This window comes from Paenibacillus chondroitinus NBRC 15376 (genome assembly GCF_004000765.1).
GTDB classification, from domain to species: Bacteria; Bacillota; Bacilli; order Paenibacillales; family NBRC-103111; genus Paenibacillus_E; species Paenibacillus_E chondroitinus.
This window is the reverse complement of record NZ_BILW01000001.1, coordinates 605,407-623,530: the sequence shown is the minus strand read 5'-3', so window position 1 is coordinate 623,530 and position 18,124 is coordinate 605,407. Positions and strand designations below refer to the sequence as shown.

23 protein-coding genes are annotated in these 18,124 nt (G+C 47.8%); 4 read left to right on the top strand and 19 right to left on the bottom strand.

Annotated features, from left to right (window positions below; translation table 11 throughout):
• Both PCH02S_RS02525 and steA read right to left on the bottom strand, forming a co-directional pair.
• A partial coding sequence (locus PCH02S_RS02525; protein WP_127449697.1) for a glycosyltransferase family 2 protein occupies positions 1–625 on the bottom strand: 625 nt, incomplete at its 3' end.
• Positions 622–1,782: a putative cytokinetic ring protein SteA gene (gene steA / locus PCH02S_RS02520; RefSeq protein ID WP_127449695.1), complete on the bottom strand. Its 1,161-nt coding sequence runs from the start codon at positions 1,780–1,782 to the stop codon at positions 622–624. The genes steA and PCH02S_RS02525, both read right to left, overlap by 4 nt.
• Positions 1,783–1,901: 119 nt before the next feature.
• Between steA and PCH02S_RS02515 the strand changes: the two genes are divergently transcribed.
• Positions 1,902–2,087, top strand: a complete 186-nt coding sequence (locus PCH02S_RS02515) for a hypothetical protein (protein ID WP_127449693.1) — start codon at positions 1,902–1,904, stop codon at positions 2,085–2,087.
• A 72-nt stretch (positions 2,088–2,159) separates the two neighbouring features.
• On the opposite strand, the gene PCH02S_RS02510 is transcribed toward PCH02S_RS02515, so the two are convergent.
• Positions 2,160–2,339, bottom strand: coding sequence for a hypothetical protein (locus PCH02S_RS02510; protein WP_127449691.1), 180 nt, complete (start codon positions 2,337–2,339; stop codon positions 2,160–2,162).
• A gap of 125 nt (positions 2,340–2,464) precedes the next feature.
• On the opposite strand from PCH02S_RS02510, the gene PCH02S_RS02505 reads away from it, so the two are divergent.
• Positions 2,465–2,698, top strand: a complete 234-nt coding sequence (locus PCH02S_RS02505) for a hypothetical protein (RefSeq protein WP_127449689.1) — start codon at positions 2,465–2,467, stop codon at positions 2,696–2,698.
• On the opposite strand, the gene PCH02S_RS02500 is transcribed toward PCH02S_RS02505, so the two are convergent.
• Entirely contained in the window at positions 2,665–2,904 is a 240-nt protein-coding gene (locus tag PCH02S_RS02500) for a hypothetical protein (protein ID WP_127449687.1), read from the bottom strand. The genes PCH02S_RS02505 and PCH02S_RS02500 overlap by 34 nt on opposite strands.
• Positions 2,905–3,006: 102 nt before the next feature.
• Here PCH02S_RS02500 and PCH02S_RS02495 point away from each other — a divergent pair, with 102 nt between their 5' ends.
• A complete protein-coding gene (locus tag PCH02S_RS02495; RefSeq protein WP_127449685.1) occupies positions 3,007–3,273 on the top strand; it encodes a hypothetical protein in 267 nt (88 codons plus the stop codon).
• A gap of 41 nt (positions 3,274–3,314) precedes the next feature.
• On the opposite strand, the gene PCH02S_RS02490 is transcribed toward PCH02S_RS02495, so the two are convergent.
• From PCH02S_RS02490 to PCH02S_RS02475, 4 genes are all read right to left on the bottom strand, one after another.
• Entirely contained in the window at positions 3,315–4,724 is a 1,410-nt protein-coding gene (locus PCH02S_RS02490) for a cobyrinate a,c-diamide synthase (protein WP_127449683.1), read from the bottom strand.
• On the bottom strand, positions 4,717–4,947 hold the full coding sequence (locus PCH02S_RS02485; protein WP_127449681.1) for a hypothetical protein: 231 nt from the start codon (positions 4,945–4,947) through the stop codon (positions 4,717–4,719). The genes PCH02S_RS02490 and PCH02S_RS02485 overlap by 8 nt, the downstream gene beginning before the upstream one ends.
• A gap of 122 nt (positions 4,948–5,069) precedes the next feature.
• Positions 5,070–5,495 (bottom strand): hypothetical protein, encoded by a 426-nt coding sequence (locus PCH02S_RS02480; RefSeq protein WP_127449678.1) that lies wholly within the window; start codon positions 5,493–5,495, stop codon positions 5,070–5,072.
• Between the two features lie 89 nt (positions 5,496–5,584).
• The gene (locus PCH02S_RS02475; protein ID WP_246068917.1) at positions 5,585–6,679 is read right to left on the bottom strand and encodes an MBL fold metallo-hydrolase; all 1,095 of its coding nucleotides are present in this window, start codon (positions 6,677–6,679) and stop codon (positions 5,585–5,587) included.
• Between the two features lie 202 nt (positions 6,680–6,881).
• On the opposite strand from PCH02S_RS02475, the gene PCH02S_RS02470 reads away from it, so the two are divergent.
• On the top strand, positions 6,882–6,974 hold the full coding sequence (locus PCH02S_RS02470; protein ID WP_127449676.1) for a YjcZ family sporulation protein: 93 nt from the start codon (positions 6,882–6,884) through the stop codon (positions 6,972–6,974).
• A gap of 72 nt (positions 6,975–7,046) precedes the next feature.
• Here PCH02S_RS02470 and PCH02S_RS02465 read toward each other — a convergent pair whose 3' ends face one another.
• From PCH02S_RS02465 to xseA, 11 genes are all read right to left on the bottom strand, one after another.
• A complete protein-coding gene (locus tag PCH02S_RS02465; RefSeq protein ID WP_127449675.1) occupies positions 7,047–7,274 on the bottom strand; it encodes a helix-turn-helix domain-containing protein in 228 nt (75 codons plus the stop codon).
• Between the two features lie 109 nt (positions 7,275–7,383).
• Complete coding sequence (gene spo0A / locus PCH02S_RS02460; protein WP_127449673.1) at positions 7,384–8,187, bottom strand: sporulation transcription factor Spo0A; 804 nt, start codon at positions 8,185–8,187, stop codon at positions 7,384–7,386.
• Between the two features lie 232 nt (positions 8,188–8,419).
• Complete coding sequence (gene spoIVB / locus PCH02S_RS02455; protein ID WP_174806719.1) at positions 8,420–9,760, bottom strand: SpoIVB peptidase; 1,341 nt, start codon at positions 9,758–9,760, stop codon at positions 8,420–8,422.
• A gap of 118 nt (positions 9,761–9,878) precedes the next feature.
• The gene (recN, locus tag PCH02S_RS02450; RefSeq protein WP_127449669.1) at positions 9,879–11,609 is read right to left on the bottom strand and encodes a DNA repair protein RecN; all 1,731 of its coding nucleotides are present in this window, start codon (positions 11,607–11,609) and stop codon (positions 9,879–9,881) included.
• Between the two features lie 15 nt (positions 11,610–11,624).
• On the bottom strand, positions 11,625–12,074 hold the full coding sequence (gene ahrC, locus PCH02S_RS02445; protein ID WP_127449667.1) for a transcriptional regulator AhrC/ArgR: 450 nt from the start codon (positions 12,072–12,074) through the stop codon (positions 11,625–11,627).
• 2 nt (positions 12,075–12,076) lie between these two features.
• Complete coding sequence (locus tag PCH02S_RS02440) at positions 12,077–12,529, bottom strand: hypothetical protein (protein ID WP_127449665.1); 453 nt, start codon at positions 12,527–12,529, stop codon at positions 12,077–12,079.
• A 197-nt stretch (positions 12,530–12,726) separates the two neighbouring features.
• Positions 12,727–13,560 carry a TlyA family RNA methyltransferase gene (locus tag PCH02S_RS02435; protein ID WP_127449663.1) on the bottom strand — a complete coding sequence of 278 codons (834 nt, stop codon included), beginning with the start codon at positions 13,558–13,560 and terminating at the stop codon, positions 12,727–12,729.
• Between the two features lie 38 nt (positions 13,561–13,598).
• Entirely contained in the window at positions 13,599–15,485 is a 1,887-nt protein-coding gene (gene dxs, locus PCH02S_RS02430; protein ID WP_127449661.1) for a 1-deoxy-D-xylulose-5-phosphate synthase, read from the bottom strand.
• A 117-nt stretch (positions 15,486–15,602) separates the two neighbouring features.
• A complete protein-coding gene (locus PCH02S_RS02425) occupies positions 15,603–16,499 on the bottom strand; it encodes a polyprenyl synthetase family protein (protein ID WP_127449781.1) in 897 nt (298 codons plus the stop codon).
• A 10-nt stretch (positions 16,500–16,509) separates the two neighbouring features.
• The gene (xseB, locus tag PCH02S_RS02420) at positions 16,510–16,764 is read right to left on the bottom strand and encodes an exodeoxyribonuclease VII small subunit (protein ID WP_127449659.1); all 255 of its coding nucleotides are present in this window, start codon (positions 16,762–16,764) and stop codon (positions 16,510–16,512) included.
• Positions 16,751–18,121: an exodeoxyribonuclease VII large subunit gene (xseA, locus tag PCH02S_RS02415; RefSeq protein WP_127449657.1), complete on the bottom strand. Its 1,371-nt coding sequence runs from the start codon at positions 18,119–18,121 to the stop codon at positions 16,751–16,753. The genes xseB and xseA overlap by 14 nt, the downstream gene beginning before the upstream one ends.
• Positions 18,122–18,124 lie beyond the last annotated feature (3 nt).

Below are 18,124 nucleotides of genomic sequence, written 5' to 3'. Positions count from 1 at the left end.
CGTGCCAATCCCGCCCCGTTTCCCGGTGCGTGATTGGCACGTCCAGCTCCACGATGCGCAGGCCGCGCCGCGCCGCATCGATGGTTAGCGCGACTTCGACGCCGAAGCCGCGCCGAAGCTCCCCAAGCTCCCGCAGCCGATCCGCGCGCACAGCGCGCTGGCCGGACAAGGGAGCTTCGGTCTCATAGCCGCTGAGTCGGCGGATGCCGCGGCGGGCCAAGCCCTTCACCAAGCCGAAGCCGGCTTTGGTGCGAGGCGGCGGCAGCTTCGCGATCGCCATGTCGGCTTCGTGCCGCAGCAGCGGCTCGATGAGCACGAGCGCCCGCCCAGCCGTAGCCCGCAGGTCGGCGTCCAGAAAGAGCAGCAGATCGCCTCTGGCTTCGGCGACGCCTGACTGCATGGCCGCCCCTTTCCCGCAGCGGCGATCATGCTTAATCAGCTTGTCCGCCCACGGCCAAGCGGCTTCATAAGTTTTATCGCAGCTCCCGTCGTCCACCACGATAATTTCTATTCTCATTCCCGGATTGTACATCAGATCCACTTGATCCTGCAGGTGCCGCAGCGTATGTTCAATGCTTCCCTCCTCATTCCAAGCAGGAATGATAATGGATATGTAAGGTTTCATCCTTCACCTCCGAGTTTCCATACGACATGGGCGACCCGCTTCACGATCCAATGCAATTGGAATAGACTCAATGCGATAAAAAATAGGGAAAGCAACAAAGTTGAGCTAATCTCTTTCGTCCAACCGCGAGACTTATATAGGATGCCTATGCTCTTGATGTCCACCAATCGCGCCCCGACTTTCATTCTGACCAGGAGCGTGCTCCCCATGCCCGCTCTCCCTTTTTCCAGAAAATCAATCATATGCGTGCGCGCGCCAACCGTTACTAACACTTCGCACCCTTTCTCATAGGCAAACAACAGCGCCATATCCTCGCTTGTACCAAAACATGGAAGCACATGGGCGGACAGCCCCAAATCTTCGATTCGTGATAGTCCCGGAGCGGTTCCATCTGCATAAGCATGCACAACGATTTCAGCGCCGCAAGAGAGCGCCTTATCTGTCACGCTGTCCATATCGCCAACGATTAAATGAGGCAAATAGCCGCACTCGAGAAGAGCGTCCGCCCCGCCATCCACCCCGATCAGCACTGGCTTTACTTCAGCAATATAAGCTTTTGCGGCAAGCAAATCCTTCTTATACCCTTTTCCTCTGGAAACAATCAACACATGCTTATCTTCCAAATTCGTTTGGATAGCAATCTGCGGGAGCGGCTCCATGACCGCATGCATTTCACGCATGGCGTAAGATAACGTATTCTCAATGAAATGCTCCATCAATTGCGTCGTCCGTTCATTCGCTTGCTGCTGCATGCAAAGCCATTTTTCACGTGTAAAAGCGCTGCAAGGAATCACTTGATCCTCCATTAGGATCCGATCCTCATAAACAGAAATTTCCGAATTAGTCTTGAAAACCTCGAATACAGCGGTATCAGCTTCCCAAATCGGAATTTGTTCTTGAAGCAGCATAAGAGGACCGAGAGTCGGATACCTGCCGCTCATTGTCAGATCGCAATTAATGACAGCCTTGACTTTCTTATCGATAAGCTCTTGAGCGGCTACTTCATCGAGGTCACGATGCCGGAGCACGACAATGCGTCCAGGGGGTAAATCACGAAGCAGTACTTTCGTGATCGCTCCTGCGCTAATTTTCCCTCTGCACTGCGGCAGCGGCTTAGAAGAAAACAATGACAGCGAGGACCAATTCAAAATAGACACCGACTTTCCTTTCGTCTATAGATACGTCTATTTTGCCCTCTGCCATGAAATTCTATGTATAATATGCGCAGTTAATGGCAAGCATTGAGGTTATATTCTTCAGGAAAGGAGAATCATCCATGGAGCTAAACATGAGCGCAGAGGAAGTGCTAGGCCATATTGTGCAGCTTCACAGCACAGGCGAATCACTATCCAAGAAAAATGTGAAGAAGCTGCATCCTGATCTTATGAAAAACGCCCTGTATTACTACCCGAGCTGGGAACACGCCTTGCAAAAGACAGGAGTGGGCAATATCGTTCACTAATCATACATAGACACACATAGTAATGCTCCGAGAGGCGGAAAGAATGCCAAACTCGGAGCTATTTTTTCACCATTATTCCTCGATAACTTCCCATTCCACCTGGATCATGCGGTCGACCCAAGTCCTGATCTTGATTTCAATCGCGCTCTCTATTTCTTCCTCTGTCATTTCCCCTAGCTTATGTTCAGCGATTTCCAACACATCTTGCTTCACCATATCGCCGGCCACAGCCAATTGAATGTTGATACGCAAATCACTCACCCTCTTCGATTCACATCTATTTTTATTTTAAAAAAACTTTCCATTGCTACTGCTCCCATGAATATTTAGAATGAAGAAGTACTACGAATATTCTACAACGAAAAGAGGAAGATCCCATGTCCAAATCGCAAGCGCAAAAGCTGCGGCAGCGCCATTTACGAGAAGGTAAGCTTGATCCTGCCATCCATCGTTTACACTGGAACGGTTTGAATCCCGTATCCAAAAAGACGCCAACGCTGAAAGAATTGCAAGCCAAACAGCTGGATAAACACAAATCAAGGAATTTGAACCATCACCATGGGGACGATTCCTTTTTTCATGTAATCGTAATGCCCTGTTCAGCTGCATAACGGATGCATGCTTCTTTTTCGTCCGGACGAAATGTATACTTGCAATCAAATCCGTTAAAAAACAGCTTCCACTCCGTGACAACTCCGTCATCATCCACCGCCAACTCAGCTACATATAAAGAATCAGGCTCATCCTCGAACTGCAGTCCGATATGGAGCTGCATCTTGCCCTCCACGATTTCCTGCTCACAATAATCGATTATCACCGGCTTAAGGCCTCCTATTGAATAAAATCTTTTTTATTTATATAATATACTAACGCGCCCAAGCTAATAAAGATAAGGGCATGCTAGTAGGAGGAATTACTAATGGCTTATGATCCGCAAGTAGTAGACGCAACAATCGTTAGTGATAATAAAAAAAATGGTCTTTTCGAAGTGGTCGTTTCATTGAAAGACCGGAACAAATGCCGTTTATTCTTTGAAAGAGATTCCGAAACCGGAATCGGCAGAGTGACCGACCTGAATAGATTGATGAAAGAACCTTGCCCGATCTGCCGCAAAGATTACCTTTGCAACTGCCTAGACCGATACAAAGAATCCATCGCAGATCAAGCTTTAACTCTCATAAAATAATTGCTGCATCTAGAAAATGGTTGGTCAGGAGGATATCCTGATCAACCATTTTGCTTTTTCTCGCTTTTATATTGCTCGCAGGCGCGGATCCATTTTTCTACAATCCCCGGATTCGAAGCGAAATGTAAATGCGTGTAGCCGGCCACAAGACTCCCGCTCGCATATCCATCTGTTCGAATCCCCATACGTCCACTCGATTGAAACGCAGCCGGTATAACCGCTCCCTCCGCTGGTTCAAAAGTGGAATAGTGAAACTCATGTCCACGTGCTTTTGCCCCGGGTGAGAGTAAGAAGTTGGCTTCATTCGTACCCGTAATTTCACGGTAGCCTAATGCCGCTAACTTCTTTTGCATGGTCACCTTCCCAGGAACAATTCCTACCATATTATAAGCATTTCCTGTCGTATCTACAATTTGCTCCGTTAAATACATGTAGCCGCCGCATTCCGCCAACGTTGGAAGACCTCCCGCAATGCAATTGCGGAAAGACGCTTTTACCCGCTCATCGGCCCCCAGACGGTCAGCAAATTCTTCTGGAAACCCGCCTCCGAGATATAAGCCATCCGCATCGAACGGAACCTCCTCCCCTGCAAGTGGTGAGAAGAACACGCATTGCGCGCCTCCTTCCTCCAACAGTTCAAGGTTCTCCGGGTAATAAAAGTGAAATGCAGCATCTTTGGCTACCGCAATTCTCACACGCTTCCGCGCACCTGGATTTGCACCAGAAAAAAGCCGCGGCTGACATTCAACCGGTTTTGCCGCTGCCACTTCAAACAGTTGGTCCAAGTTTACATAAGCGGATACCTGATCGGCTAAATGATCCAAGAAGGGCTGCATTTCACCTCTTTCGATCGATGGGACAAGCCCCAGATGCCTCTCCGGCAGCTCAATGCTCACATCACGCGGCATCCAGCCAAGAACAGGAATGCCGCATTCCTGCTCGATTGCTTGCTTCACCATCTTATAATGGCTTTCACTACCCGCACGATTGGCAAGGACTCCAATGATGTTGTCACCTTGCCCAAATTGCTGAAAGCCCTTGACAATAGCCGCTGCGCTTCTGGCCATGCTCGCAATATTCACAATGAGAACGACAGGAGCACCGAGAATTCGTCCAATGTCAGCCGTACTTCCCTCATCGGTTGCCGGATCTTTTCCATCAAACATCCCCATGACGCCTTCGATAATTGAAATATCGGAGCCTTTGCTGCCGCGAACAAACAATTCCTTTACCCCTTCACGGCCTACCATCCATGAATCCAAATTGCGGGAAGGCCTGCCTGTCACGGCTTTATGATAGGTCGGATCAATATAGTCGGGACCGCATTTAAAACCTTGAACCGCCAGCCCGCGTTTTTGTAGAGCGGCCATGATTCCGATTGCTAGCGTAGTTTTGCCTACACCGCTGCCCGTTCCCGCAATAACCATTCTACGTGTCACGCCTTTATTCATAGATAGCCCGATAAAGCCCCTCTAGTAAACTTTGATAGCTGCTCGCTTCATAGGTTATTTCCGAGAAAGACACATGAGTGACTTTGTTGCTCGTTTTAACGATGAAAAAACTGTCTTCCGCCTGATCCGGGTCAATATACGTGTAGCATTCGAGCTGGCTGCTTCCTGTTTTTTTGCGCAAAAATTCAGTTGCTTCCGCACTTGCATTTGCATATTTAGGCATGGTTGGATTCCTCTCAAACTAATAAATTCATGTTTCCTAGTATAACTTATTTCTTGATCTAAAATCCAAAAAAAAAAGACTCGGTAAACGAACCCTACCCAAGTCTCTTTTGAAAACCATATTCATTTCAATGGCGCCTTTTTCCTCTTCAATGCCAGATAGCCGCCTAACAGCGAGACCGGCACGATCGCGAAGAAGCCAATCAGCTCATACCATAATGGGATACCGTTATTGCTCAGCATCGAATCGAACCCGATCGCCGCCCCAATGACACCGATACATGCCGCATTAAAATATTCCGCACGTTTCGCTACCCTGGCAGCGACATACCCGCCAAGAAACGACCAGAAAAGGCCAATGACTAAAAACAACAGCAAAAGCATGACATTTGAATAAAAAGTGCTAATATCCTGCTCGTTCACCGGGTTACTTCCAAAGTATAGGCTGCCAAATAAAACGGTTGATACCAAAGTCCCCACATTATCAACCGCTACGCCTAACAGCACGCCCAGGAAATGAAATTTTCTTTCACTTTTTTGCTCAACCATAAATTATTCTTCTCTCCTGATTACTTGTCTAGATCTACCCATCATACCATGCTGAAGACCCAGTATCCAGTTTCTTACCAACCTGGCGACTACCCCCGCATCCTCCACCAAGCAGTGTTCGGTACTTCATCTGCATGAATACGCACGGTTTGGCCGATTTTCGGCGTTGCGATTCGGACGTGATTTCCATGTGCCGCCTTCACTGCCCGCTCCACCGGATCGAACCAATCATGCAGCGCTAAAGTGAAAGCTCCCCAGTGAATGGGAATGAGCAGCTTTCCTTTCACATCCTGATGAGCTTGTACAGTCTCTTCAGGCAGCATATGAATATCAGCCCAGCGTTTATCATATTGGCCGCATTCCATTAACGTAACATCGAAAGGGCCATACTTCCGGCCAATCGCCTCAAAATGAGGGGAGTACCCGCTGTCTCCGCTGAAAAACACATTCGATTGCTCGCCTTTGATTACCCAGGAACACCAGAGCGTAGCCCCGCGGTCGGTCATGCTTCTTCCTGAAAAATGAGTCGCTGGCGTACAAGCAAATGTCAGCCCATCGTAGGTGAACTCATCCCACCAATCGTATTCCGCGATTTTTTCAGGTGGCACACCCCAGCGTTCCAAATGGCCTCCGACCCCTAGCGGGACCAAAAATTTATTTACTTTATGCTTGATTTTCAGAATAGTGCCGTAATCCAGGTGGTCATAGTGATCATGAGATAACACGATGGCGTCAATGACAGGCAGTTCCGCAACTTCAAAAGGCAACCCGCCGCTATATCTTCCCTTCCCAAACCAAGGAAAAGGGGACGGAGCCCGGCCAAACATAGGATCGAGCAAAAGAGCCTTTCCATCGATTGTGAGCAGTGACGCGGAATGGCCAAACCATGTTACTTTCGTTTCAGTATCCTTTTGGAGAAGCGGTGCATCCATAACCAAGGGAGTGGACGGTCGACGATTAGGGGCGCTTTTGGTAAAATCACGCAAAATACCCAATGTCGTTTTTAAGTTCACCTCCATCATAGCAGGAGCAGGATTTTGAAATTTCCCTTGAACAAATTGGGGAGAACGTGATAATTTCAACGCTTTTTCATTGGAAGGCCGTCGTCCAAAAACCGGGTATCCATACATAACTAGCACAATAGCAACAATAAGAACCACAACAATCACTAAAGTTAATAACAACTTCTTCGCGCCTCCAAGCTTTACCTTACGGTGGTTAGTATGTTTTGACTTAGATGTATAACGTAAATTTGCAAAGTTTGGTTCCAATTTTTTTGCAATTCGGGACAAAAGCACAATCAGTCCTCTCGCCCAAACATTCATTTGAAAGTAGTCATAAGCTATCTCGAAACACAAACCAAATCTCAGTTGGAGGTTGATTCGGATGAGTTGTGGAACTGGTGGGTATAATTCTGCAGCAGCAATCTTGGTACTTTTCATTTTACTGGTAATCATCACTAGCGCATTCGTTTGGTAATTAGACTTACGGAAAGGCTACCTACTTGATAGGTAGTCTTTCTGACCTTCCATCTGCAGATTGTCTTTTTTATTAGTTCACGGCGGACTCGCTTGTGATTAATTCATATAAATCATTTACTTCGCAACCCAAAGTAACGGCAATCGAAATGGCCGACTTGAGCGGCATAATTCGTTTATTTTCCATGAAATCAGAAAGTTTCTCCGGCTTATAATGCAAATCTTGCGCTAATTCCTCCAACGACATCCCCTTTTCTTGCAAACGCTCCCTTAGCAGACACCTGCCGAGTTCATATTTCATTGATAAAATCCTCCGCTTCATCTCGTTATAAGAAACAATAAAACAATAAAACCCAATAAACCAAATTGGTTCATTGGGTCCATATACGGTTATAAAGATTCTAACTGTCTCAAGAGACCTTATGCTCAATTCTGAGCTTATCTGCCACCATGGCGATAAATTCGCTATTCGTCGGCTTCGATTTCGAGATATTAATCGTGTAGCCAAAAATAAAGGAAATGCTGTCGATGTTGCCGCGCGTCCAAGCGACTTCAATCGCATGACGAATCGCGCGCTCGACGCAGCTAGGCGTCGTTTTGTACTTTTCAGCGATAGCTGGGTAGAGCGTTTTGGTGATCGCGCCTAGAATCTCGATGTTATTATACACCATCGTAATTGCTTCGCGAAGATATTGATATCCTTTAATATGTGCAGGAACGCCGATTTCATGTATGATGCTTGTGATATTTGCGTCCAAATTTTTTCCTTTAGGCATATGTACGACATTCGCGCGAGGTGTTGAAGCCGTGGAGGTTGTCGCATTGGTTTGCGTATTGCCGACCAGCTGGCGGATTCGATTCGTCAACGTTTCCATGTCAAAAGGCTTTAGTATGTAATAAGAGGCTCCGAGCTGTACAGCCTTTTGCGTAATGTTTTCCTGACCGAACGCAGTCAACATGATGATCTTGGGTTGTGTAGGGAGGTTCATTTCCCTCATTTTTTCGAGTACGCCCAAACCGTCCAGATGAGGCATAATAATATCTAAAATGAGTACGTCTGGTAATTCGCGTTGTTGTTCGAGAAATCGAAGAACTTCATTACCGTTGTACGCAACCCCTACAATTTCCATATCCTCTTGCTCACCAATGAACTCGGATAATAAATGGGTAAACTCACGGTTATCGTCGGCTAGTAAAACTTGAATTTTTTGCAACGTAAAATCCTCCTTTAGCTACTGGGCAGGTTTGGTTATTTCTCTCTTACAAAAGGTATTCGACACCCCAACTTAAATTCCTTCTGTCGAATATTATTTTTCTTTTCTTTTATTTCACTTTCTTATATAATAATATATTTATCTTCTGCATACTACATTTTTCGACAAATTTACAGTAAAACGGATATTCCTTTGTAGAATCCGGTTAAAATAAAACAAAGAACCAAAGGCTTTAGCTCGCCTTTGATTCTTTGAAAGTCGCTCCATTTGATGGTCTAAGAATGATCCCTGAGTCTTGCAGCATCCACTCGATAAAGCAGCCATAGCCGCTTGTAGGATCATTAACAAACACATGCGTGACGGCACCGATGAGTTTCCCATTTTGAATGATGGGGCTGCCGCTCATCCCTTGCACAATACCGCCAGTTTTATCTAACAAACGAGGATCTGTGATTTTGATGACCATGCCTTTTGTTCCTGGCGTGTCCTGTTTAGAGACGTGAACAACCTGAATATCGAATTTCTCAACCTTCTGGCCTTCGACGACGGTATAAATCTGTGCCGGACCTTCCTTCACTTCCTCAGCGAAAGCAACAGGAATAGCTTCTTTATCCAAGCTGTGATCAGGCGCCGCATACATTTTGCCGAAGATACCGAAAGCTGTGTTACGTTCGATATTGCCAATCACTTTGCTATCTTTGTAAAGCGTAGCATGTTTTTCTCCGGGATCGCCATTGTGGCTTTTGGAGATTGAGGTCACATTAGAATACACGATATCCCCGTCACCTACAATAATTGGCGTCTGGGTATCCATATCCGTGATGACATGTCCCAGAGCTCCATACACACCCTGATCAGGCGCATAGAAGGTCAGCGTGCCAACACCTGCAGCTGAGTCGCGGATATATAATCCCAAACGATAAGACTTGTCTACAACATCATAAACGGGTTGAAGCTTAACCGAGATCTCTTCATTGTTGCGCAGGATTTTGAGATCCAGAGGCGTTTTGCTCTCTCCGGATTTGGCAACCAGGTCCGCAACCTTACTGACATCCTTCGAATCCTTGCCATTGATTTTGGTAATCAAATCACCGACTTGAATTTTCGCTTCTTCTCCAGGTGAAACTTTTTGGTCTGGGGCAACAGTGACCAAGTGATGACCTACCACCAGAATACCGGCAGACTTAATCTTCACTCCGATGGTTTGGCCACCTGGAATGACTTTCAAATCAGGTACGACATTCACTTTCACCGTTTTAATCGGTATTGCGCCGAACAGCTTGAGCTTCATTTCGGTTTGCCCAGAGCGATCGGACTGTAATGAAATGGGTTCGTTCAGATTAACTTGAAATGAGTGCTCAGCATTGCCATTTACTTTCACAATGTCCGTGTCTTTGACCGTCACTTGAGCGCTAACGGGCATCGTTAATTGTAGCTGCTTCCCTTGACCACTAAACAAGCGGAGTTCTTGGGGGAAAGAGGCAAAACTTTGAAAAGGCGGAGACAAACTTACCATACAAACGAAGAAGACGAGCAGGAGTCCGAACAATCTTTTCCTTTTGCTGGATTGCAATATCTTCACGCTCCCTCACACATCCTTAGGCCCTGACGAACTTCGTCGTCAAATGCGTACCTATAAGTTAACCCCACTCCCCCTGTTTTATAACTGAAAATGATGACTATCTATACTTTCATGCCCTTGCTTTCTTATTTCTTGCCATGGCAAGCATTTCCCCTGCATGATGCAGCGTTGTTTCTGTCACTTCGACCCCGCCGAGCATCCGCGCCAACTCTTCAATTCGTCCGGAATCCGGCATATCTTGCACCCGGGTAAACGTTCTGTCCTGATCAACTTCTTTGCGAATATAGAAATGAACATCAGCAAAGCTGGCGACTTGCGGTAAATGTGTAATCGAGAAAACTTGACAGCTGCCTGACAAATTAGACATTTTCTCAGCAATCGCTTGCGCCGCGCGTCCACTTACCCCTGTGTCAACTTCGTCGAAGACGAGTACAGGAATCTGATCGATTCGCGCAAAAATAGTTTTCATGGCTAGCATGATTCGCGACAATTCCCCACCTGAAGCGATTTTGCTAAGGCCACGAAGCGGTTCCCCCGGATTAGGCGCCATCATAAATTCAATCTGATCGATCCCTTGGCGCGAAAATTTCACTTTCTTCCCTTCGACTTCGATCCCGTTGCGCTCGTCAAGCACTTGCTCGACTTGGACGCGGAACTGGGTGCGTTCCATCTGCAGATCGCGAAGCTCATGCTCAATCTGAACGGCGAGCTGCTGAGCAATTCCGCGGCGCAAATTAGAAAGATCAAGTGCAGCGACGCCTAATTGCTTTTCGAGTGCAGCAAGCTTCGCCTCAATCTTCTGAATATGCTCGTCCTTATTCTCGATCGTATCGACTTCCGTTTTTATTTTCTCCAAGTAAGTCAGGATCTCTTTAATATTCTCTCCATATTTTCGGCGAAGAGACGTGATTGTATCCAATCTTTGTTCGATAAAATCCAAACGTGACGGGTTGAACTCAATGCCTTCCCGATAATCGCGTAATTGGTAAGCGGCATCCTCCAGCTGATAATAGGCGGATTGCGCCTGTTCAAGCAATGGCGTAAGATTAGCCGGATCCAATTGAACGATATCCTGAATGCGAGAAACGGCTTTGCCGGCGGCATCCAAGCCACGGTTCGTCGCATAAAGGAAATCGTAAGCTTCGGAAGTGCTCTGATACAGCCTTTCGGCATTGGCCAGTTTGCGCTTCTCTTCCGCCAGAGCTTCATCTTCGCCAGCCTTCAGCTTCGCAGCCGATATCTCATCGATTTGGAAACGATATAAATCCAGCATCTGAAGCGCTTGTTTACTCGTTTCCTGAAGCTCGCGCAAATCCTTATGCAATTTCATATATTCATCATAAGCAGATTGATAGATTTTTTTAGCCGCAGCTATTTCCGCATCCCCGAACAAATCAAGAGAATGGATGTGCTCCTCATCGTTGAGCAGCGATTGATGCTCGTGCTGTCCATGGATATTAACGAGCCATTCCCCTGTTTGGCGCAGCATCGTAAGATTCACGAGCTGACCGTTAATCCGGCTGGAGCTCTTCCCAGTAGCCGTAATTTCCCGACGGATCAGCAGATGCTCACCGGGATCAGCTTGAATGCCAAGCTCTGTCAGCGTATCCCAAACCGGATGAGTCGGCGGAAGCTCGAACATGGCTTCAATCTCAGCTTTGTCTGCTCCATAACGGACCAAATCGGAAGAACCCCTGCCGCCAACAATGAGTGTTAACGCATCGATGATGATGGATTTCCCCGCGCCTGTTTCCCCTGTAAGGACATGAAACCCCATTTTAAAACGGATATGCACGTGTTCAATAACCGCCAAATTACGAATCGATAATTCTGTAAGCATGTATTCCTCCTGGCTTTAAGATAATAAGGACATAACTTCGTTTACAAAAGAAACGCTTTTCTCTTTGCCGCGGCAAATCACAAGAATCGTATCATCACCGCAAATGGTTCCCATGACACCTTCCCACTCCAAATTATCGATCAGTGCACAGATGGTGTTTGCAGTACCCGGCAGACATTTCATCACAACCAGATTATCGGTGCTATCAATGCTCACAAAATGATCGCTAAGCGCTCTACGCAGCCTTTGCATAGGGTTGAACCGTTGATCGGCCGGCATCGAATATTTATATCTCCCGTCATCCAGCGGGATTTTAATGAGATGAAGCTCTTTGATATCCCGGGAAACCGTCGCTTGGGTAACGTGGAAACCAGCCGCCCGCAGAGACTCCACCAATTCATCTTGCGTTTCGATTTCGTTATTCGTAATGATTTCCCTGATTTTTACATGCCTTTGACCTTTCATGCCTACACCTCTATATGGAATGTGATTTTTTTGATTTTATTCATGGCCATATCGACATAAAGCACCCCGTCAGCCTCCGGATAAATAAGACTGTAAGCCAGCAGCATATCTCGAATGGAACTGCCTGTCATTTCAAGCGGCTTCCGTTCCTTGGCTACTTTAACCAGGAAAATGCGATCATCCTTCTGGACAAAATAGTCAATAAATAGCCTGCTTTCCAGCTGCTCTTTATCGTTCAAGGTCATGGAGATTGGAATTTTGGTTTTACCTGCCAACACGTCAAAGCCAGCGCCTTCCAGCAGCTCAACAACTTCATCCTGAGGAATTTCTGAATGTTTTGGAATTCGGATTCGCTTTTTCGTTGGTCCATTCAGCCACCTTTGAAATCGAAAAAAAAGAAAACCTATACCTACAATCAGGATCAGCAAAATGACTGTGACATCGCCCTTCTCCATGTCCCTCACCTCGCCATAGTATTCGCGGATATGATCCGTAAATCCTTTTTATGAAGCAAGGAAAAACCACTTCGTCGTGCTTTTCTGGACGAGCGCGTTTGTCAAGGTAGAGCGAAGCAAATGTAAAAAACTTATACTTTCTTTATCTACTGAAAAAACCCATCTCTGGGCCGCAAAAAGGGTGCTCAAAGATGAGTTTATTTGCCATGCAATTTTTGTGCTTCTTTTACGGTAAGGGCAATGAGGTCTTTCAGCGAAGCAGCGTCAGCAAGCGTGGCATCATCATTCGAATCGCTTGACCAGTAAGCTAGAAATTCAATATTTCCTTCCCCACCCGTAATCGGTGAGTAGGTTAATCCTTTCAATCGAAAACCAAGCTCTTCTGCAAAAGTGAGCACAGTGGTCAAAACTTCAGCATGCACGTCTGGATCCCGGACAACACCTGATTTACCCACTTTCTCTCGCCCTGCTTCAAACTGCGGTTTAATGAGGGCTACAACGGCACCCTCGTTCAATAAGATTTCTTTCAGGGGAGGTAAAATAATGCGCAAGGAAATAAAAGAGACATCAATGCTGGCAAAAGTTGGCCGCGGGCCGTTCAGGTCTTCCATTGTGGTGTAACGGAAATTCGTTCTCTCCATCACTTGAACACGCTCATCATTGCGCAGCGACCAATCCAATTGATTGTAACCTACATCAACCGCGTAAACCTTGGAAGCGCCGTTCTGCAGCGCACAATCCGTAAACCCGCCTGTGGATGCGCCGATATCGACCATCACAGCGCCAGCCAGATTGATCTCAAACTGTTTTAACGCCTTTTCCAGCTTCAAGCCGCCTCTGCTTACATAAGGATGAAGCGCCCCTTTCACTTTCAGCACAGCTTTACGGCTGATCTTCATCCCTGCTTTGTCTACGGGTTCTTCATCAGCAAAAACAAGGCCTGCCATAATGGCGGCCTTTGCTTTTTCCCTGCTTTCAAAATAGCCTTGCTCCAAGAGCAATAAATCCAATCGTTCTTTATCCGATGACATTGTGTTTGTCTTTACTCCTATTCGTAGCGTTGCCGCGTTTAGGCCCGTTGTCTTTTGCGAGGCACGAGCTTCTTCACTTCGGCAATTAAATTGTGTGCAGTAAGTCCGACCTCTTCACGTTGTTCCTTCACCGATCCATGCTCAACGAAGTAATCGGGAATCCCCATCACGTTAACATGTAATCCTGTGAAATGATTAGCTGCAAAAAACTCCATGACAGCACTGCCGAACCCGCCTTGAATGGCGCCTTCTTCCATCGTGATGATCGGTATCGATTCATTCGCCAACTGGTGTAAATATACTTCATCCAGCGGTTTAATGAAGCGAGCGTTCACAACGCGAAGTTTGATTCCTTCTTTGGCTAATTGCTCAGAAGCCTCTAAGGCAACTTGAACCATTGGACCCACGGCCAAAACAGCGGCATAATCGCCATCGCGCAGCGTCTCCCAAGTTCCGATCGGGATTGCTTTCGGCGCTTCATCGAGGTTCGCCCCGACTCCGCTATTCCGAGGATAACGATAGGCAATTGGCCCTTCGTCATATTCAAGAGCAGTCTGCATCATATCCTGTAATTCTTTCTCATCCTTCGGCATCATCAGCACCATATTCGGCAACGAGCGCAGGAAGGCGATATCGTATACGCCTTGGTGAGTTTCGCCATCAGGTCCTACAAAACCGGCGCGGTCAATGGCAAAGGCCACGTTCAACTTCGGACGGCAAATATCATGAACCACTTGGTCGTAAGCTCTTTGCAGGAAGGTAGAATACACGGCAAACACCGGCTTTAATCCTTCGCTGGCTAAACCTGCGCATAACGTAGCCGCATGCTGTTCCGCAATCCCAACGTCGATCATGCGGCTTGGGAATTGCTTGGCAAACTTGAGCAAGCCTGATCCCCCTGGCATTGCAGGTGTAACCGCCACAATGCGGGAATCCTGTTCAGCCATCTGGATCAGTGTGTTGCCAAACACCTCTGTATACATGGGAGGTCCAACCGATTTCAGCACTTGGCCCGACTCAATTTTGTAAGGTCCCGGCCCATGCCAGCTATGAGAATCTTGCTCAGCAGGCGTGTAACCCTTTCCTTTTGTAGTGACGACATGCACAAGCACTGGCCCGACGACTTTCTCTGCTTGCTTCAAAGTATCCAGTAAAACAGGCAAATTATGTCCGTCTACAGGACCAATGTAAGTAAAGCCTAACTCTTCAAACCAAACTCCGTTTAACACAAAATATTTGAGACTGTCCTTGAGCTTCTCCGCTGTCTTAGCCAAAGTGCCGCCAATGGCAGGTATTTTCTTAAGTAAATGTTCAACTTCTTCTTTCGCCTTCAAATAATGGCGATCCGAACGAATCTTGCTTAAATAGTTATGAATCGCCCCAACGTTGGGCGCAATGGACATTTCGTTGTCATTCAGAATAACCATAATATTCTTCTTCTCATGACCAATATGATTCATGGCTTCTAACGCCATGCCGCCAGTAATGGCACCGTCACCGATGATGGCAACGACTTTGTTGTGTTCGCCCTTGAGATCACGCGCCATGGCCATGCCCATCGCTGCGGATAAGGAGGTACTGCTGTGTCCGGCTTCCCAGACGTCATGTTCACTTTCGGATCGCTTGATAAACCCACACAAGCCTTTGTACTTACGCAATGTATCAAACTTATCCTTGCGGCCTGTCAAAATTTTGTGCACATACGCCTGATGACCCACATCAAAAAGCAATTTATCATAGGGGCTGTGGAACAAGGTATGTAATGCGATGGTGAGCTCAACCACACCTAAGTTCGAGGACAGATGTCCACCTGTAACGGATAACTTTTCGATCAGAAATTGACGGATTTCACCAGCCAATACCTCAAGCTCCGCCATGGATAACCGTTTCAAATCCTCAGGTCGATTGATTTGTTCGAGCAGCACGCTTGTTTCCTCACTTTCAATGTGAAAATACTGTGATTCTTTTCACCATTATATCATAGTTTTGGGCAAATCGTGAAAATCCACCCAAAGTAACAACAAAATATGTAAAATAAACCTTTAATGATCTCTTTCCATTAAATAATCAGCAAGCTGAAACAGCCTCTCGGGATTGGTGAATCCGCCTTGCAGAAGCGCTTTCTTAGCCTTTTCGGTCAATTCCTTGACTTTCATTTCGGAAGCTTCGAGCCCGATAAAATACGGGTAAGTCACCTTTTGCTGTTTCTCATCGCTCTTCACCGGCTTGCCGAGCTTCTGCTCATCCCCGATAATATCCAAAATATCATCTTGAATTTGAAAAGCAAGTCCGATCGCATTTCCGAATTCACTTAACGCAGCTAGCTGCCCTTGTGTAGCTCCGGCAATATGTGCGCCCGCCCGCAGCGAAAATACGATAAGATCGCTCGTTTTATGGAGATGGATAAACTCCAACTCTTCAAGCTTCGTTAAGCCCTGTTCTCCAAGCATATCAGCGGCTTGACCGCCAACCATGCCTCTTGCACCCGCGTATGCTGCAAGCTCTTCTGTAATGGCAAGCACTCGCTCTGCTGGAATACCGTGAACTTTGTGGGCTTGCGTGATGCTGTAGAAAGCATGTGTCAACAAAGCATCCCCTGCAAGAATAGCCATGGCTTCCCCGTATACTTTGTGATTCGTCAGTTTCCCTCTACGATAATCATCATTATCCATCGCAGGGAGGTCATCATGAATCAAGGAGTACGTATGCACCATTTCAATCGCAAGTGCAGCAGGTAAAGCCGCTGCTTGAGATCCCCCAAGCGCCTCAGCTGCCGCCAGAACGAGAATAGGCCGCAGCCGTTTGCCGCCGGCCATCAGCGAATAGTTCATGGACTCACGCAGAGAGGCAGGTACGTTCCACTGCGCAGGGAGAGCTTGTATCAGTGCTGCTTCGACCAGTTCAGCATTCGAAGCAATATATTCACGAATAGTGGACATTGTCTTCAACCTAATTCCCCTTATCTTCCAAGACAGGTTGGAAAGGCTTTCTGTTTACAGTGCCTGTTTCCCCTTCAACCAGCATCTCAATTTTCTTCTCGACTTGCTCAAGCTTCACGCCGCACAAGTGAGAGAGCCGCACACCTTCTTGATAAAGCTCGATTGCTTTCTCCAGAGGCACGTCGCCGCTTTCCAATTGCGCCACAATACGCTCCAACTGCTCAATTGCGACTTCAAAACTTACTTCCGTTTCATTCGTTGACATTTTGGTTCTCCTCCATCCCCGATACTTGGCAGTCCAATCTGCCGTCCTTGAGGCGAATCTTCACATGATCCCCAACCTTCACTTGGCTAACGGAACGAATGAGGACCTGGTCCTCTTCGTCATACGCCAAGCTGTAGCCGCGCTGCATGACCTTCAGCGGGCTTAGGGCGTCCAGATGACGGACGCTGGCTTGCCACTCCTGCTTCTTCGCACGCAGGAGGGTCTGCATGGCCGTGAGCATCTGCCGCCCCGAGGTATCGAGGCGCCGCCTTGCGAACACGGCCTGCTCTTTGGGATTGAAGCTGCTGAGCGTACGCTCCAGCTTCATGTGCCGTTCCGCCAGCCGCTGAACGCGCTGGCGCATCCGGTAACCGAGCTGCTCCGCCAGCCGGTCGAGCCTTTCCGCAGGCTGCATCAGCAGCTGCCTGCGGGGGTTCGTCAAGAACGGCGAGCGCTTCGCGCGCTCCAGCCGTTCCTGCTTGCGGCGCAGCTGCTGCAGCAGCCCGTAGTGCAGGCGCTGCGCCTGCTGCGATAGCTGCTGCTTCAGCTCCAGCGTGCTGGGCACGGCGAGCTCCGCCGCCGCCGTAGGCGTCGGGGCTCTCAGATCGGCGACGAAGTCCGCGATCGTGAAGTCCGTCTCGTGGCCGACGGCCGAGATGACAGGAATCGCGGAGGCTGCAATAGCCCGCGCCACGGCTTCCTCGTTGAACGCCCACAGTTCCTCCAGTGAGCCGCCTCCACGGCCCACGATGAGCACGTCGGCTTCACCGAGGCGGTTCATCGCTTCGATCGCTTTGACGATCGAAGGAGCTGCCCCTGTCCCCTGTACCAGTACGGGGTACAGGTGGATTTGCACCGACGGAAAGCGCCGCTGCAGCGTGATGATGACATCACGGATAGCAGCCCCCGTCGGGGAGGTGATCACGCCGATCTCGCGTGGAAACCGAGGAATCGGTTTTTTGCGCTCCGCCGCGAACAGCCCTTCCGTTTCGAGCTTCTTTTTCAGCTGCTCGAAAGCTAAATACAAGCTGCCGATGCCATCAGGCTGCATCGCCGTCACATAGAACTGGTAAGCACCATCCCGTTCATACACGGAAATATTACCTCGGGCAATCACCTTGGTGCCCTCTTTGGGAATGAAGCCTAGCCTCTGGTTATGGGAGGCGAACATGATGCTCTTGAGTCGGCCATCGGCATCCTTTAACGTAAAATACATATGGCCGCTGGAATGATGCGTGAAATTGGAAATCTCCCCTCGCACCCATACATCCTGAAGACGATTGTCGCCCTCAAGCAGCAATTTAATATAGCGGTTTAAATCCTTGACAGAAAAAATCTTCGTCTCGTTTCTACCCATAAG